Origin of the sequence: Gemella haemolysans ATCC 10379 (assembly GCF_000173915.1) — a bacterium.
GTDB lineage: Bacteria > Bacillota > Bacilli > Staphylococcales > Gemellaceae > Gemella > Gemella haemolysans.
Window position 1 is genome coordinate 85,159 of record NZ_ACDZ02000011.1, and the last position, 16,322, is coordinate 101,480.

Here is a 16,322-nt window from a genome sequence, read left to right on the forward strand (position 1 = left end):
ACGAATGATTATTTTAGGAGGAGAGTATGCACACTTTTTTAATGACAATGGCAATAGTGAGCAGTATTCTGCTAATTGTAGTAGTTTTATTACAAGAAAGTAAATCTGGAGGTCTATCTGGATTAACTGGTGGAGCAGAAGAACTGTTTGGAAAACAAAAAGTAAGAGGTGCTGAATTAGTTTTACAAAGAATTACAGTAGTACTAGGACTAATATTTTTTATATCACTAGTGTGTCTTACTTGGTTAAAATTATAGACTAAAGATAATAAACCTAAAATGTAATTTCATTTTAGGTTTATTTTTATAGAAATAATTATATGTTGTATAATCTAAATTAAGGAGGATTATATGTTAGAAAAAATTGAAAAAATATTTAAAGAAGAAAAAGTTTTAAGTATAGAAGATTTAAAAGAAAAGTTAAATATTGAATCAGCAAAGGAATTTGTTGAATTAGTAAAGAATGTTGGAAAGTTAGAGAGAAAATCAGTTGTTACTCAACTACCAAGTGAAAAGTTTCTTTACGTTAAAGAAGCATTAGAAATTGAAGGGGTCATTAGATTACATCAAAAAGGATTTGCTTTTGTATATTCTGCAGATTTAGGAATAGAGGTATACATTCCTAAAGGTTTCACACAAAGTGCCATGACAGGTGATGTTGTTTTAGTAAAAGTAGATAGTGTTTATAAGGATGACCGCAATCTAGAAGGGATAGTCCAAAAAGTATTGGAAAGAAATACTAAGTATACAGTTGGAACGCTGACTAATGCTAAGTTTTTTTCTTTTGTTAAAAGTGATGATAAAAATATTGTAAAATATATAAAAATAACGAATGCTAAAAACTTTAATTTAGTTGATGGTAGTAAGGTACTAGTTGAAATTACAGATTATTCAAAGGTTAGTTTTGAAGATCATAAGGGAATTATCATAAAATCAATTGGTCATAAAGATGATCCAGGTGTAGATATTCTTTCCGTGATTTATAAACATAATATCCCGAATGAGTTCCCTCAAGAAGTTTTGGAGCAAACTGAGAAAATAAGTGATGAAATAAAACTTGAAGATAAGTACAGAGACTGTACTAATGAAATGGTAGTTACTATTGATGGAGATGATGCTAAAGATTTAGATGATGCTATTTCAGTGATTAAAACTAAAAAAGGTTATAGATTAAAAGTATTTATAGCTGATGTTAGTAGGTATGTAACTGAAGATAGTCCATTAGATAAAGAGGCAGCTAATAGGGGCTGTAGTGTTTATTTAGCTGACAGAGTAGTTCCAATGTTACCTAGAAAATTATCTAATAACATTTGTTCGTTAAATCCCCAAGTATTACGTTATACAATTTGTTGTGATATCGATTTTAATACTAAAGGATTTCCTGAAAGTTATGACATATATCCAGCTGTAATAAAATCTAAAGGGAGATTGACTTATAAAAAAGTTAATGAAGTCTATGCAGATAATAAAGAAACGATAGAAGAATATAAAGAATATGTACCTATGCTAAAGACAGCATTAGAATTATCAACAAAAATTCGTGCAAATAGAGAAACAAGAGGTGCTATTGATTTTGATAAACCTGAATCAAAAGTAGTGGTTGATGAAAATGGAGAAGTTTTAGATATTGTTCTTCGTGAAAGAGGTATATCAGAAAAACTAATTGAAGATTTTATGCTAAGTGCAAATGAAGTAATTGGAGAGCATTTCTACTGGATGCAAGTTCCATTTATTTATCGTATTCATGAAGAGCCTAAAATGGAAAAATTAAGACAATTCTTTGATATTGCTGCAAGTCTTGGTTATAGAACAAAAGGTAAAATTGAGGAGATTGAACCTTATATGTTAGCAAATATGCTTAGAAAATTTAAAGGAGAAGTTGTAGAAACTATGCTTTCTACAATTCTTCTTAGAACTATGAATCAAGCTAGATATTCAATAAATAATATAGGTCATTTTGCACTTGCTACGAAATATTATACGCATTTTACATCACCAATCAGACGTTATCCGGATTTATTGGTGCATAGAATGATTAGAACATACTTGTTTAATGGTGATGTGTCTGATCAAACTATAGATAATTTTATTAGTAGATTACCGGATTTAGCTGAGAGTTCTTCAGAATATGAAAAACGAGCGGTTGATTGCGAACGTGAAGTCGATAGAATGAAAAAATGTGAGTATATGTTAAAATATCAAGAACAGACATTTAGAGGTATTGTCTCGAGTGTTACAAACTTTGGTGTATTTATTACTCTTGAACGAAGTAATATTGAGGGATTAGTGCATATTAAGGCAATGAATGATGATTATTATACATATGATCAGAAAAATATGTTATTAATTGGTCGTAGAAAGAAAAAAGTTTATAGACTTGGAGACGAAGTAATAGTTAAAGTAGCAAATGTTGATTTAGAAAATCAAGAAATAGACTTTAAAATATTGAAACACAAATCATTAATTAGTAAAAAATAGAGGATTAGATTATGGATAAAGAAATAAAAGTTATTGCCCAAAATAAAAAAGCTAATCATGATTATTTTATAGAAGAAACTTTTGAAGCAGGATTAGTTTTAACAGGTACAGAAATAAAATCTATTCGTAGAGGAAGAATCAATTTAAAAGATTCATACTGTCAAACAAGGCGAGGAGAAATGTTTGTTTACAATATGCATATTTCTCATTTTGAAGAGGGAAATAGATTTAATCATGAACCATTAAGAGTAAGAAAATTATTATTAAAGAAAAAACAAATAGCTTCATTAACTAATGTGCAAAACGAAATAGGGATGAGTATTGTTCCGTTGAAACTTTATATTAAAAACGGCTATGCAAAGCTATTAATAGGTGTTGCTAAAGGTAAGAAAAACTACGATAAACGCCATGTATTGAAGCAAAAAGAAGCAAATAAAGAAATTAATCGTGTTCTAAAAGATAAGCAGAGATATTAAATAACTATATATTGTTACATCGAAAACAAGAGAGACATATCGTATTAATATTAACTACGATATGTTTTTTTTATATATAGTGTACAAAAATAGTAGTAACATAAATTGAATTTTGAAAAAAATAAAGTTCATAAAATCATTTAAAGAACTGTTATAAAAAAAGTTAAGAAAAATTTTCAAAAAAAAGCATACTTTTCCCATTGATAAATAAGGATTTTTTAAAAATGTTGTAAAAATAACCAAAAAAACGCTTTACTTTTAAATGAAAGCGTGCTACAATATTAAATGTAATCAAGAAAATCATTAAATAAATACTATCAAATATGTGGTATAAGTAATAAAAAATAGAACAGGTAAAAAACTGTTACATATCTGATTTAACAAAAAGTAGGTTTTATTCTAAATTAAAATAAAGATGAATTATTACAATATTTGATTTTTAGTTAATATATAACTTTGTTATTTATAATAATAGATTTTCACAAACCAAACAAAATATATTTATACAAAGGAGAAGTGTATTCATGGAAAAATTCACTCAGTTATTACAGCCTGTGGCTGATAATTTATATATTTCTGCACTTGTTGCATTAATTCCTATTGTGTTTTACTTAGTAGCACTTGCAGGATTGAAGGTTAAAGGTTGGCTAACAGGTTTATTAACTTTATTAGTAGCAATTGTAATTGCAATTTTATTCTTTAAAATGCCATTCCAATTCGCAGCATTCTCAACATTACATGGTATGGTTTACGGTGTAATGCCAATCGGTTGGATTATTTTAACATCAGTATTCTTATATAAAATGACTGTTAAAACTGGTCATTTCGACATCATCAGAGATAGTATCACATCATTAACTGATGACCGTCGTATCCAAGCATTAATTATTGCATTCTCATTTGGTGCTTTCTTAGAGGGGGCAGCAGGATTTGGTGCACCAGTAGCAATTACAGCCTCATTATTAGTAGGTTTAGGATTTAGACCACTTTATGCAGCTGGTGTTTGTTTAATTGCTAACACTGCGCCAGTAGCTTTCGGAGCTGTAGGAGCACCTGTTACAGCAATGGACGGATTAACAACTTACGCTAATGGATCACCTATCGCAGCAGCTGAAATCGCAGCAATGATTGGACGTCAATTACCTCTAGTATCTATCTTTATTCCATTCTACTTAGTATTAATCATGGCTGGATTCAAGAAAACATTAGAAGTATGGCCTGCATTATTAGTATCAGGTGGATCATTTGCGATAGCACAATTCGTAAGTTCTAACTTTATGGGAGAACAATTACCTGACATTCTTTCATCATTAGTATCATTAATTTCAATGGTTATTTTACTTCAATTCTGGAAACCAAAAACTACTTGGAGATTTGCTGATGAAAAAGAAGTCGATGAAAATACAGCACATCCAAAACACAGTTTAAAAGAAGTATTAGTAGCATGGTCACCATTCGTTGTATTAACATTTGTTATCTTCATTTGGACAATGAAATCTTCTAAAGCATTCTTCAAAACAATTGCTTTAAATCCGAAGGTACCATTTATCCACAATAATATTATTAGTTCAGTTTCAGGAAAAGAAATTGCAGCAGTATTCAAACTTGACCTAGTAGGTTCAATTGGTACAGCAATTTTAGTGGCTGCATTAATCTCTAAATTTATTATTAAAATTAGTTGGAAAGATGCAGGAGCAACTTTTGTTCAAACATTCAATGAAGTAAAAATTGCGTTATTAACAATTTCATTCGTAGTAGGATTTGCTTACATCATGAATGCATCTGGTATGTCAAATACTTTAGGATATGCATTAGCAGCAACAGGAGCAGCGTTTAAAGTGTTATCACCAGCCCTTGGTTGGATTGGAGTATTCATTACTGGTTCTGATACATCAGCTAACTTACTATTTGCTAAATTACAACAAGTTACAGCAAGTAAAGTTGGAATGGACCCACTATTAGCAGTAGCAGCTAACGCATCTGGAGGAGTAGTAGGTAAAATGATTTCTCCGCAATCTATCGCAGTTGCAGCAGCAGCGGTTGGATTAGTAGGAAAAGAGCCAGACTTACTTAAATTTACAGTTAAACACAGTTTCATCCTGTTAATAATTGTGTGTGCTATCATCGCACTTCAATCAACTGGAGTACTTGGATGGATGATTCCAGTACACCCATAATAAAAGAATAGTATTAAGGAAGATCGAGTCATACTCGGTCTCCTTTTTTTGATGAAAGTGTTAACGAAAAAAAATATCTTAAAATAAAGTGTTTTCGCTAGTATATTTGTTTACAATAAAGAAAAATAGTGGTATTATTGATAAGTTAGATTAAATAATATATGAATTTTTAGATTACATATATTTTATAAAGTAAGAACAAGGAGATAAAAATGTCAGTACAATTAAGAGACGATGTTAGAAATATTGCGATTATAGCCCACGTTGACCACGGTAAAACTACATTAGTTGATGAGCTATTAAAACAATCAGGAATTTTCCGCTCAAATGAGCACGTAGAAGAAAGAGCTATGGACTCTAACGATTTAGAAAGAGAGCGTGGAATTACAATCCTAGCAAAAAATACAGCTATTGATTATAAAGGTAAAAGAATTAACATTCTTGATACACCAGGACACGCAGACTTCGGTGGTGAAGTAGAGCGTATCATGAAAATGGTAGATGGTGTTCTTTTAGTAGTAGATGCTTATGAAGGAACAATGCCTCAAACACGTTTCGTTCTTAAAAAAGCTTTAGAACAAAACTTAAAACCAATCGTGGTTGTAAACAAAATTGATAAACCATCAGCCCGTCCAGAGGAAGTAGTAGATGAGGTTATTGATTTATTTATCGAATTAGGTGCAAATGATGAGCAACTTGAATTCCCAGTTGTTTATGCATCAGCAATTAACGGAACAGCTTCTTTAGAGAGTGATCCAAGTGCGCAAGAAGAAAACATGCAATGTTTATATGAAACAATAATTGATTACGTTCCAGCACCAAAAGATAATAGAGATGAACCACTTCAATTCCAAGTAGCATTATTAGACTATAATGATTATGTTGGACGTATCGGTATTGGACGTGTATTCCGTGGAAGTATGAAAGTAGGAGAATCAGTTTCTCTTATGAAACTTGACGGATCAGTTAAAAATTTCCGTGTAACTAAGATTTTTGGTTACTTTGGATTAAAACGTGAAGAAATTCAAGAAGCGTATGCAGGGGATATCGTTGCAGTAAGTGGTATGGATGATATTAACGTTGGGGAAACAGTTTGTCCAACAGATCACCAAGAAGCATTACCAGTACTTCACATTGATGAACCAACATTACAAATGACTTTCTTAGTAAATAACTCACCATTTGCTGGAAAAGAAGGTAAATTTGTTACAGCTCGTAAATTAGAAGATAGATTAATGCAACAATTAGAAACAGACGTTTCATTACGTGTAGAACCTAATACAAGTGATTCTTGGGTAGTAAGTGGACGTGGAGAACTTCACTTATCTATTCTTATCGAAAACTTACGTCGTGAAGGTTACGAGCTTCAAGTATCTAAACCAGAAGTAATTATTCGTAACATCGATGGTGTTGATTGTGAACCAGTTGAACGTGTTCAAGTTGATGTACCAGATGAAAGTGTTGGTGCTGTTATTGAATCATTAGGTCAACGTAAAGGTGATATGGTAGATATGCAAGCTGATGGAAATGGACAAACTCGTCTTATCTTTAACGTTCCAGCTCGTGGGCTTATCGGATACTCTACAGAATTCATGTCTATGACTAAGGGATATGGTATTATTAACCACACATTCGATTCTTACCAACCAATGCAAAAAGGACGTGTTGGTGGACGTCGTAATGGTGTATTAGTAGCTCTTGAAAATGGTCAAGCTACAGCGTACTCTATTTCAAGTTTAGAGGATCGTGGTACAGTATTTATTGAACCAGGTACTGATGTATATGGTGGTATGATTGTTGGAGAAAACAGCCGTGAAAATGACTTAACAGTTAACATCACAAAAGCTAAAGCTCAAACAAACGTACGTTCTTCAACTAAGGACCAAACAGTAACACTTAAAAAAGCTCGTATCATGACTTTAGAAGAAAGTCTTGAGTACCTAAGTGATGATGAATATCTAGAGGTAACTCCAGAGTCAATTCGTCTACGTAAAAAAGAGTTAGATAAAGCAGCCCGTGAAAAAGCAGCTCGTAAAGCTAAATATTCAGAAGAATAGAAATAAAGAAACTTTCGAAGTAGGTAACTATTTCGAAAGTTTTTTATATTATATGATCAATTTAAAAATGTCCAAGAGTATTCGTATACTCTTGGACAAGATTAACTATTATTGATTTTTAATTTCTAAGTTTCCGTTATCTAAAGAGATATTATCTCCTTCTTTAACTTTTTCATATTGTTCTTTTGTAACGGTAACGTGTTTTGTTTCACCATCCTTAGTTTTAATTTCAAGCATATAAACTGGAACTTTTGAATCTTTAACGTTATCCACTAATTCTTTTTGTTTATCGCTAGCCTGAACAGTATTGTGTGATGTAGCTGAATTAAATAGCGTATACCATAAAAGAGCGTTAGTTATCGTACTACCTGAGAAGAAACCACTATTTCTATAGTTATTGTTTAAATAATCTGTATATTGTCTTTTATATCCTTGATTATTGTAGCTATTGTAGTCTTTGTTATATGAACCATTTATACTATTTGAAAAGTTCTTTTTAGTACCTGTAGTTGGTTTACTGCTGGCAGTGGATGTAGTAGGTTTAGAACTTGACTTACTACTAGATGGTTTAGAAGAACTAGGCTTAGAACTTGATCTTGATGCGCTAGGTCTTGCTGAAGAACCTTTTGCTTCTACTATATTTATACTTGATCCACTTAATGTAGAAAAAATAAGTGTCGAAGTAAGAAATAAGCTTGTTAGTTTTTTTAAAGTATTCTTTTTCATAGTATAATCCTTTCGCAAAATTAGTTGTTTTCTGTAGAACGTTTAGCTACTACAGTTCCTTCAATTTTTTCTTGAGAAGATGAATCGCTTTTCACTATATTTTCTATATTAGTTTTATCATCAACTTGATCATCATTTGTCGATGAAAAAGAGCCATTGAAGTAATAATATAATCCTATAGCAATTGCAGTAATTGATAATAAAGTAAGAAATATTTTTAAAAATCTAGCCATATTAGAATCCTCCTAATACGTATCCTTTCATATCTAATGCACGTTTTAGTCTATCATATTCTGATGCTGGTACTTCAATTTCTTCGCCATTTACTTGAGAAATAGTAGCATATTCGTCGTTTAGACCTTTCCAAATATCAACGATATTGTTTAAGTTAATTAATCCTCGATTTCCATCGATTAGAGTAATTTCAAACCAATTCATAAAATTACCTCCTTTATTTATTCTGATTAAATTATAACATAATTTTAAAGAAAAGAATAGTATAGTAGATATTATAGTATTTGGATTTTTGGTTAAGATAAAATGATACTTATAAGTAAAATTAATGTATATTTTTAGAAAATTTGATATAATTAAAGTAACAATAATTTATAGTGAGGGCAGAATGATGAAAATATCTGTGATAGGTTCGGGAAGTTGGGGAACTGCGTTAGCACAAGCAGTTGTTGATAACGGTCATGAATTACGCTTATATTCAAGAAGTGAGAAGTCGAGAGATGAAATTAATGAAAATCACACTAATAGTAGGTATTTAAAAAATGCTGTTTTACCAAAAGAAGTGATTGCTACTAGCGATTTAAAAGAAGCAGTAGAATTTGCAGATGTAATTGTTATAGCAGTCCCTACAAAAGTGATGAGAGAAGTAGCAAGAGATATTAATAAATATTTAGAACGACCTAAGTTTATTATCCATGTTTCTAAAGGTTTAGAGATGGAAACTAATAAGAGAATGTCAGAAGTTATATCTGATGAAATTGATAGTGTTAAATTAAAAGGAGTAGGGGTATTAAGTGGTCCTTCTCATGCAGAAGAATTAATATTAAGAAATCCTACAGTTGTTGCTATTGCATCTAAAAATGACGAATTAAATAAAATAGCTCAAGAGATATTCCACAATAAATATTTTAGAATATATGTTAATAAAGATATAATTGGTGTTGAAGTTGGCGGAGCGCTTAAGAATATTATTGCTCTTGGATGTGGAATGATTGATGGAATGGAATATGGTGATAATGCCAAAGCAGCATTATTAACACGTGGACTAATTGAGATAACGAGATTAGGAAAAAAACTAGGAGCTGATGAAATGACGTTCTTAGGACTTGGAGGAATAGGTGATTTAGTAGTAACATGTACATCTAAACATTCAAGAAACTATAATTGCGGTTATTTAATAGGACAAGGATATTCATTAAAAGAAGCGATTGAAAAATTAGACATGGTAGCTGAAGGAGTACGAACTACAAAAGTTTGCTATTTCTTATCAAAAGAATACGACGTTTATATGCCTATAACTGAAAATATTTATAAGGTTCTTTATGAAGGATTAAGCATTAAGGATTGTGTAAATAACCTTATGAATAAAATGGCTGCAGAAGAATTAAACAAATTTGAGTAAAATCAGTCTATATATTATTGTATAAATAGAAAAAATCGAAAGAATTGTTAAAAATATTGCAAAAATGCTTAAAAAACGCTAAAATTCGGTAATAAAACCTTGATTATTAGCGATTTATATGGTAATATTTAATAAGTGAAACGGGAGAACCGTTACTCAATAATGGAGGTAAAGAATTAATGAACAAATCAGAATTAATTTCAAAAGTTGCTGAGAAATCAGGACTACAAAAAAAACAAGCAACTGCAGCTATCGAAGCATTCGTAGAAACAGTTGAAGAAACTTTAGCTAAAGGTGAAAAAATCCAAATTATCGGATTTGGTAACTTTGAAGTAAGAGAAAGAGCTGCTCGTAAAGGACGCAACCCTCAAACTAACGAAGTTATTGAAATCGCTGCAAGCAAAGTTCCTGCTTTCAAAGCTGGTAAAGCTCTTAAAGATGCAGTTAAATAATAACAATTTAATTCAAAAAGAGGAGTTACTACTTAGTAGCTCTTTTTTTTATAAAAAATGGAGGATAGCTTTGAAAAATAAAGAACAATCACAAGAACTTATAAAAACATTATTAGAAAATATTGGAGAAGATACATCTAGAGCTGGATTATTAGATACACCAAAAAGATGTGTAAAAATGTATGAAGAGTTATTATCTAAAACAAATGTTGATCCAAAAGAGGAAATCAATACATTTTTTGAATCAGATAATGATGAACCTATTTTAGTAAAGGATATTCAGTTCTATTCTTTATGTGAACACCACATGTTACCTTTTTATGGAGTTTGTCACATAGCTTATGTACCAAATAATAAGAAAATTACAGGGCTTAGTAAATTAGCACGCCTTGTGGAAAGTGCAAGTCGTAGACTTCAAATTCAAGAAGATATGACACTTATGTTAGTGAATGCAATAGAAGAACAATTACAACCCAAAGGTGTCTATGTAATTATAGAAGCTGAACATATGTGTATGGCTATGCGTGGAATTAAGAAAATTGGTTCTAAAACAGTGACAAGTAAGAAAACTGGTGTTTTCTTAGAGGATACAGAATTAGTTAAGGATATTCAATATAAAATTAAGTTATAGTATTAACAGGAGTAGATTATGAAAGAAAGTAGCTATATTATTATTAGAGCAGAAGTCGATAATGTAAAAGTAATTACGAAAAAGACGAATAATGAAGAAGCTTTAGAGATACTAAATAAGGGAGAAGTTATTATTCTAAATATTTTTGATAATATCGTAAACTTTAAAGTACAGGGAAGAGCGAGAATAGTATCAAATTTAGATCAAGTAATTTCAGAATAAAAAAAGTTCGCAGAAATTTTTCTGCGAACTTTTTATCATTTTACTAGAATAGTAATTTGTCTGCTCCACCTAGTTTGTAGTCTAGAGCTGCCATAGCTAGTACGTTAATGAAGTGCCATGGACGGTCGAATTCTGGTTGGAAGAATATATCAGCAAGTGCTAATTGTTCTAATGTCCATTCTGCTGCGATAGCTATAGATAATGCTGCGATAGCACTAGATACGTCATGTTTAGACATAAATTGAGCTCCTAGAACTCTGTGCGTATCTTCGTCGAAGTAGATTTTCATGTGAACTAAATTATTTTCTTTTCTCATGAAGTCTGGGTAAATTCTTTCTTCTACATATTTAGAAGCTACTTTACCATCATATAGACCAACACCGTTTTGAGATAAACCAGTACTTACAAATTTGTAATCAAAGAATGATAATGCAGAAGTACCATTTACTGCAGGCATTTTAGTTTTAGTACCCATAGCGTTTAATGCAGCAACTACACCTTGACGGCGAGCTAGAGTAGCAAGAGCTATTGGTAATTCTCCACGAGTTGGAGCATATGGAAGAAGAGTTGAATCTCCTCCTGCGTATACATCTTTTGCAGATGTTTCTAAGTATTCGTTAGTAACAACAAAACCACGTTCTGTCATTTCTAATTCTCCATTTAACCAAGATGCATCTGGACGAACACCAACAGAAACGATTACTGTATCTGCTTCGTATTCACCTTTGTCTGTTACTACAGCTGTAACTTTTCCGTTTTCACCTTTGAATGAAAGAACTTTTTCCCCACCACGAACTTTAAGGTTGTGTTTAGCACCTTCTTCAGTAAGAATATCAGTAAGTTCTTGGTCTAGATAAGTGTTTAAGATTCTTGGAGCAAAGTCAACAACAGTTACGTCGATACCGTGTTTAGCATAAGATTCTGCTACTTCAAGACCGATGTACCCACCACCGACTACAACTGCTTTTTTACTGTTTTGCATACAATCATATACATCTTGAGTATCTTCTGGTCCTCGGAAAGTGTGGATGTTTTCTAATTCAATTCCTTCGAATGGAGGCTTAATTGCTGCTCCACCAGGACTTAATAATAATTTATCGTAACTTTGTTTTTCTTCACCATCTGCTGTTTTAACAACAACGTATTTTTCTTTTGAATTTAATCCTACAACATCGCTGTTACAGTGAATGTTAATACCTTGAGAACGGTAAGACTCCTCTGTTGCAAAGTGTAGTTCGGATAACGCTTTAGATGTCCCATCTAAATAAGATTGGCTACCTCAACCCATAAATGAAGCCCCAGCGCCTCTTTCATATAAATGAATTTCAGCATTAGGCTCGTTTTTTAAAATAGTTTGAACAGCTTCGTATCCGAAGTGAGATGTTCCAACAACTACGTATTTCATACATTTTCCTCCTAATAATATTATTTATAATGTTTGAATTTTTCCCGTATAATTACTATTTTTTGATTATACAAATAGCATTATAACATATATTGCTATAATATAAAAATAATATGCATTAGAAAAATGATAAAAATAGCTTTGTTATCGCTTTATTTTTGTATTATTATACATTTAATTATATTGATTTATGTTATATATTTAACATGGTGAATAATAGGGTCAGTTTATATTATTTGGAAATAATTATTTTGATTTGACTTTTTTTGACTTTTGTTTTATTATATATTTCAGTAGACAAAGAAAAATACAGAAAAAATTTTTAAGAGGTTATTAATATGATTAAACCATTATTTGATAATGTATTATTAAAAAAAGTAGAGGAAGAAAAAGCAACAACTAGTGGAATAGTTTTAGCTTCAAAAGAAGAAACTTCAAATATTGCGATTGTAGTTGCTTTAGGAGATAGTTGTTTATTATCAAAAGATAATGACGGAGAACTTTCTGAAGGAAGTAAAGTAGTATTTTCAGATAATTATAAAAAAGTTAATTTTAAAAATGAAGAATACTATTTAGTAAACGAAGAAGAAGTTCTAGCTGTTATTGAAGATTAGGAGGAAACATGGTTAAAGAATTAAAATTTTCAGAAGATGCTCGCCAATCGATGAAAGTTGGTGTGGATAAATTAGCAAATGCTGTCAAAATTACATTAGGACCAAAAGGAAGAAATGTGGTTTTAGATAGAAAATTTGGTTCGCCACTAATTACTAATGACGGGGTATCAATTGCCAAGGAAATAGAATTAGAAGATCCATATGAAAATATGGGGGCTAAGTTAGTAGCTGAAGTTGCTAATAAAACAAATGAAATCGCAGGTGATGGAACTACGACTGCAACAATTCTTGCACAGGCTATGATAACTGAAGGGCTAAAAAACGTCACTAGTGGAGCTAATCCTATCGGTATAAGAAAAGGTATGGAAAGAGCGGTGAAAGTTGCTGTTGAGCGCCTTCGTGAAATTAGCGTAACGGTAGATTCTAAAGATAAAATAGCTCAAGTAGGTGCTATTTCTGCAGCTGATGAAGAAATCGGAAAATTCATATCTGAAGCTATGGATAAAGTTGGTAATGATGGTGTTATAACAATTGAAGAATCACAAGCGCTTGATACAACTTTAGAAGTAGTAGAAGGAATGCAATTTGATAGAGGATATCTATCTCCATACATGGTAAGTGATACAGAGAAAATGATTGCTGATTTAGATAACCCTTATGTTCTGGTTACTGATAAAAAAATCAGTGCTGTTCAAGAAATCTTACCAGTATTAGAAGAAGTAGTTGCAGCAGCTAAACCTTTATTAATTATTGCAGATGATGTTGAACAGGAAGCTGTTGCGACACTTGTTGTAAATAAATTACGTGGTACATTTAATGTTGTAGCTGTAAAAGCTCCAGGATTTGGTGAAAGAAGAAAAGCTATTTTAGAAGATATTGCTATATTAACTGGTGGAACATTAATTACTGATGATTTAGGTTTAGAATTAAAAGATGCTAACATAACAATGCTTGGAAAGGCTGCTAAAGTAAATGTTACTAAAGATAACACTGTTATTGTTGGTGGTAAAGGTGATAAAGAAAAGATTGAAAGTAGAACACAACAAATTAAAGCACTTTATGCAGAATCAAGTTCTGAATTCGATCGTGAGAAATTACAAGAAAGATTAGCGAAGTTATCAGGTGGAGTAGCAGTAATTAAAGTCGGTGCTGCTACAGAGACTGAACTAAAAGAAAGAAAACTTAGAATTGAAGATGCTTTAAATTCTACTAGAGCTGCTGTAGAAGAAGGTATTGTTCCAGGTGGAGGAACAGCGCTAGTTCAAGTAATTTCTGAAGTTGAAAAATTAGAAGCAACAGGTGATGAACAAACTGGAATTAATATTATTAAAAAAGCTTTAGAAGCTCCTGTTCGTCAAATTGCAGAAAATGCTGGATTAGAAAGCAGTGTTATTGTAGCAAAGCTTAAAGAGGTTGAAGTAGGGTATGGATTTAATGCTGCTACTGAAGAGTGGGTTGATATGATAAAAGCTGGAATAGTTGATCCAACGAAAGTTACGCGTTCAGCATTGCAAAATGCCGCGAGTGTATCAAGTTTATTCTTATCAACAGAAGCTGTTGTTGCTGATGTTGATAAGGGTGAACCGATGCAACCGCAAATGCCAATGATGTAAAACTAATAGTTAAAACAAATAATTTGAATAATTGGCTATGATATTATAAAATAAATTCATAAGTAATAAAGGAGATAGAAACAATGAGAGAAATCACAGATAAAGAATTTTTTGAATTATCAAAAACTGATAGTGTAAAAGTATTTGACTTTTGGGCACCATGGTGTGGTCCATGTAGAATGTTAGCTCCAGTATTAGAAGAAGTTGCTGGCGAATTTTCAAACATCGAATTCTACAAAGTTAATGTTGATGAAAATCAAGAAGCTGCTGGTGAATTTGGAATTATGTCAATTCCTACACTATTAATCATGAAAAATGGTGAAGTACTAGAAGAAAAAACTGGATACCAACCAAAAGAAGCATTAGTAGAATTACTATCTAAATTCTAATAAAAAAATTAAGCTACGAAAAATTAATTTCGTAGCTTTTTTTGTAAAAAGAAAACAAGAAATAGCTTGATGTTAAGCTACTTCTTGCTTTTATTTAATTAATAATTTTTTAAATATTGATCAATTTCCCAATCGGTAACTTGAGTTCTGAATGAATCCCACTCGATTGATTTTGCTTCTATAAAGTTATAGAAGATGTGATCTCCTAATGCATCTTTCATAATAGGTGAAGTTGATAATTCTTTTAGTGCTGTATATAGTGTTGAAGGTAATTCATCTATACCGTTTTCTATTCTTTCTTCACGAGTCATAACATAAATATTACTTTTAACTTCAGGCGCTGGAACTAGTTTATTTTCAATTCCATCTAAACCTGCCGCTAAGATAGTTGTCATTGCTAAGTATGGATTTGCAGCTGGATCTACTGATCTAACTTCTACACGTGTAGATTTTCCACGAGCAGCTGGAATACGAACTAGAGGTGAACGATTTGAAGTAGACCATGCAACATAACAAGGTGCTTCATAACCAGGTACTAAACGTTTATATGAGTTAACTGTTGGATTACATACAGCTGTGAAGCTACGAGCGTGTTTAAGAACTCCTGCGATGAAGTGTGATGCTACTTCACTTAATCCATTTTCGCTGTTTTCATCATAAAAACTGTTTTCCCCGTTACTAAACATAGAAACGTTACAGTGCATTCCAGATCCGTTAATACCAAAAATTGGTTTTGGCATGAATGTTGCGTGTAAACCGTGTTTTCTAGCAATAGTTTTTACAATTAATTTAAATGTTTGAATGTTATCGCAAGCTGAAATTACATCATCGTATTTAAAGTCAATTTCGTGTTGACCTGGAGCAACTTCGTGATGACTTGCTTCAATATCAAATCCTAGGCGTTCAAGTTCAAGAACGATGTCACGGCGTACGTTTTCTCCCAAATCAACAGGAGCAAGATCGAAATAACCACCATTATCATTTAATTCTAAACTTGGTTCACCATTTTCTTTAAGTCTAAATAAGAAAAATTCTGGTTCTGGTCCTAGGTTTAAAGTATCAAAACCTAATTTTTTCATTCTTTCAAGCGTTCTTTTTAAGTTACCACGTGGATCACCAGCAAAAGGTTTTCCATCTACAGTATAAACGTCACATATGAAACGAGCTACTTTACCGTATTCGCTATCCCAAGAAAATACTAAGAATGTGTTTAAATCAGGGTAAAGATACATATCACTTTCTTCGATTCGTACAAAACCTTCAATAGATGAACCATCAAACATCATTTTATTATCCAATACTTTTTCAATTTGACTAACAGGTACTTCTACATTTTTGATTGTTCCAGTAATGTCAGTAAATTGTAATCGAATATACTTAACGTTTTCATCTTCAATTCTTTTAATTATTTCTTCTCTAGTAATAGTTTTAGCCATGTTGTTCTCCT

17 protein-coding genes are annotated in these 16,322 nt (G+C 31.6%); 12 read left to right on the plus strand and 5 right to left on the minus strand.

Annotated features, from left to right (window positions below; genetic code table 11):
* The first annotated feature begins 26 nt into the window (after nucleotides 1-26).
* The 5 genes from secG to typA all read left to right on the plus strand — a co-directional run bounded on the left by secG (nucleotide 27) and on the right by typA (nucleotide 7,187).
* Nucleotides 27-257, plus strand: coding sequence for a preprotein translocase subunit SecG (secG, locus tag GEMHA0001_RS04920; protein WP_003144724.1), 231 nt, complete (start codon nucleotides 27-29; stop codon nucleotides 255-257).
* Nucleotides 258-350: 93 nt separating this feature from the next.
* On the plus strand, nucleotides 351-2,477 hold the full coding sequence (gene rnr / locus GEMHA0001_RS04925; protein ID WP_004264428.1) for a ribonuclease R: 2,127 nt from the start codon (nucleotides 351-353) through the stop codon (nucleotides 2,475-2,477).
* Between the two features lie 11 nt (nucleotides 2,478-2,488).
* Nucleotides 2,489-2,953 carry an SsrA-binding protein SmpB gene (gene smpB, locus GEMHA0001_RS04930; RefSeq protein ID WP_003144718.1) on the plus strand — a complete coding sequence of 155 codons (465 nt, stop codon included), beginning with the start codon at nucleotides 2,489-2,491 and terminating at the stop codon, nucleotides 2,951-2,953.
* A 524-nt stretch (nucleotides 2,954-3,477) separates the two neighbouring features.
* Nucleotides 3,478-5,130 carry an L-lactate permease gene (locus GEMHA0001_RS04935; protein ID WP_004264375.1) on the plus strand — a complete coding sequence of 551 codons (1,653 nt, stop codon included), beginning with the start codon at nucleotides 3,478-3,480 and terminating at the stop codon, nucleotides 5,128-5,130.
* A gap of 212 nt (nucleotides 5,131-5,342) precedes the next feature.
* Nucleotides 5,343-7,187, plus strand: a complete 1,845-nt coding sequence (gene typA, locus GEMHA0001_RS04940; RefSeq protein WP_003144717.1) for a translational GTPase TypA — start codon at nucleotides 5,343-5,345, stop codon at nucleotides 7,185-7,187.
* Nucleotides 7,188-7,295: 108 nt separating this feature from the next.
* On the opposite strand, the gene GEMHA0001_RS04945 is transcribed toward typA, so the two are convergent.
* Genes GEMHA0001_RS04945 through GEMHA0001_RS04955 form a run of 3 tightly spaced genes read right to left on the minus strand, consistent with a single transcriptional unit; the run spans nucleotide 7,296 to nucleotide 8,351 of the window.
* Nucleotides 7,296-7,913 carry a DUF7489 domain-containing protein gene (locus GEMHA0001_RS04945; protein WP_003144709.1) on the minus strand — a complete coding sequence of 206 codons (618 nt, stop codon included), beginning with the start codon at nucleotides 7,911-7,913 and terminating at the stop codon, nucleotides 7,296-7,298.
* Between the two features lie 20 nt (nucleotides 7,914-7,933).
* Entirely contained in the window at nucleotides 7,934-8,146 is a 213-nt protein-coding gene (locus GEMHA0001_RS04950) for a hypothetical protein (protein ID WP_004264364.1), read from the minus strand.
* Nucleotide 8,147: 1 nt separating this feature from the next.
* Nucleotides 8,148-8,351, minus strand: coding sequence for a hypothetical protein (locus GEMHA0001_RS04955; RefSeq protein ID WP_003144653.1), 204 nt, complete (start codon nucleotides 8,349-8,351; stop codon nucleotides 8,148-8,150).
* A gap of 184 nt (nucleotides 8,352-8,535) precedes the next feature.
* Here GEMHA0001_RS04955 and GEMHA0001_RS04960 point away from each other — a divergent pair, with 184 nt between their 5' ends.
* The 4 genes from GEMHA0001_RS04960 to mtrB all read left to right on the plus strand — a co-directional run bounded on the left by GEMHA0001_RS04960 (nucleotide 8,536) and on the right by mtrB (nucleotide 10,854).
* Nucleotides 8,536-9,549 carry an NAD(P)H-dependent glycerol-3-phosphate dehydrogenase gene (locus tag GEMHA0001_RS04960; RefSeq protein ID WP_004264426.1) on the plus strand — a complete coding sequence of 338 codons (1,014 nt, stop codon included), beginning with the start codon at nucleotides 8,536-8,538 and terminating at the stop codon, nucleotides 9,547-9,549.
* 179 nt (nucleotides 9,550-9,728) lie between these two features.
* Nucleotides 9,729-10,001, plus strand: a complete 273-nt coding sequence (locus GEMHA0001_RS04965) for an HU family DNA-binding protein (protein ID WP_003144688.1) — start codon at nucleotides 9,729-9,731, stop codon at nucleotides 9,999-10,001.
* Between the two features lie 70 nt (nucleotides 10,002-10,071).
* Nucleotides 10,072-10,632, plus strand: a complete 561-nt coding sequence (gene folE / locus GEMHA0001_RS04970) for a GTP cyclohydrolase I FolE (protein WP_004264307.1) — start codon at nucleotides 10,072-10,074, stop codon at nucleotides 10,630-10,632.
* Between the two features lie 18 nt (nucleotides 10,633-10,650).
* Nucleotides 10,651-10,854: a trp RNA-binding attenuation protein MtrB gene (gene mtrB / locus GEMHA0001_RS04975; RefSeq protein WP_003146887.1), complete on the plus strand. Its 204-nt coding sequence runs from the start codon at nucleotides 10,651-10,653 to the stop codon at nucleotides 10,852-10,854.
* 43 nt (nucleotides 10,855-10,897) lie between these two features.
* Here mtrB and GEMHA0001_RS04980 read toward each other — a convergent pair whose 3' ends face one another.
* On the minus strand, nucleotides 10,898-12,259 hold the full coding sequence (locus tag GEMHA0001_RS04980; protein WP_197720166.1) for an NAD(P)/FAD-dependent oxidoreductase: 1,362 nt from the start codon (nucleotides 12,257-12,259) through the stop codon (nucleotides 10,898-10,900).
* 338 nt (nucleotides 12,260-12,597) lie between these two features.
* On the opposite strand from GEMHA0001_RS04980, the gene GEMHA0001_RS04990 reads away from it, so the two are divergent.
* The 3 genes from GEMHA0001_RS04990 to trxA all read left to right on the plus strand — a co-directional run bounded on the left by GEMHA0001_RS04990 (nucleotide 12,598) and on the right by trxA (nucleotide 14,875).
* Entirely contained in the window at nucleotides 12,598-12,873 is a 276-nt protein-coding gene (locus GEMHA0001_RS04990; protein WP_004264303.1) for a co-chaperone GroES, read from the plus strand.
* An 8-nt stretch (nucleotides 12,874-12,881) separates the two neighbouring features.
* Nucleotides 12,882-14,486 carry a chaperonin GroEL gene (gene groL / locus GEMHA0001_RS04995; protein WP_004264485.1) on the plus strand — a complete coding sequence of 535 codons (1,605 nt, stop codon included), beginning with the start codon at nucleotides 12,882-12,884 and terminating at the stop codon, nucleotides 14,484-14,486.
* Nucleotides 14,487-14,569: 83 nt separating this feature from the next.
* Entirely contained in the window at nucleotides 14,570-14,875 is a 306-nt protein-coding gene (gene trxA, locus GEMHA0001_RS05000) for a thioredoxin (protein ID WP_004264280.1), read from the plus strand.
* Nucleotides 14,876-14,973: 98 nt separating this feature from the next.
* On the opposite strand, the gene glnA is transcribed toward trxA, so the two are convergent.
* Complete coding sequence (gene glnA, locus GEMHA0001_RS05005; protein ID WP_004264335.1) at nucleotides 14,974-16,311, minus strand: type I glutamate--ammonia ligase; 1,338 nt, start codon at nucleotides 16,309-16,311, stop codon at nucleotides 14,974-14,976.
* Nucleotides 16,312-16,322 lie beyond the last annotated feature (11 nt).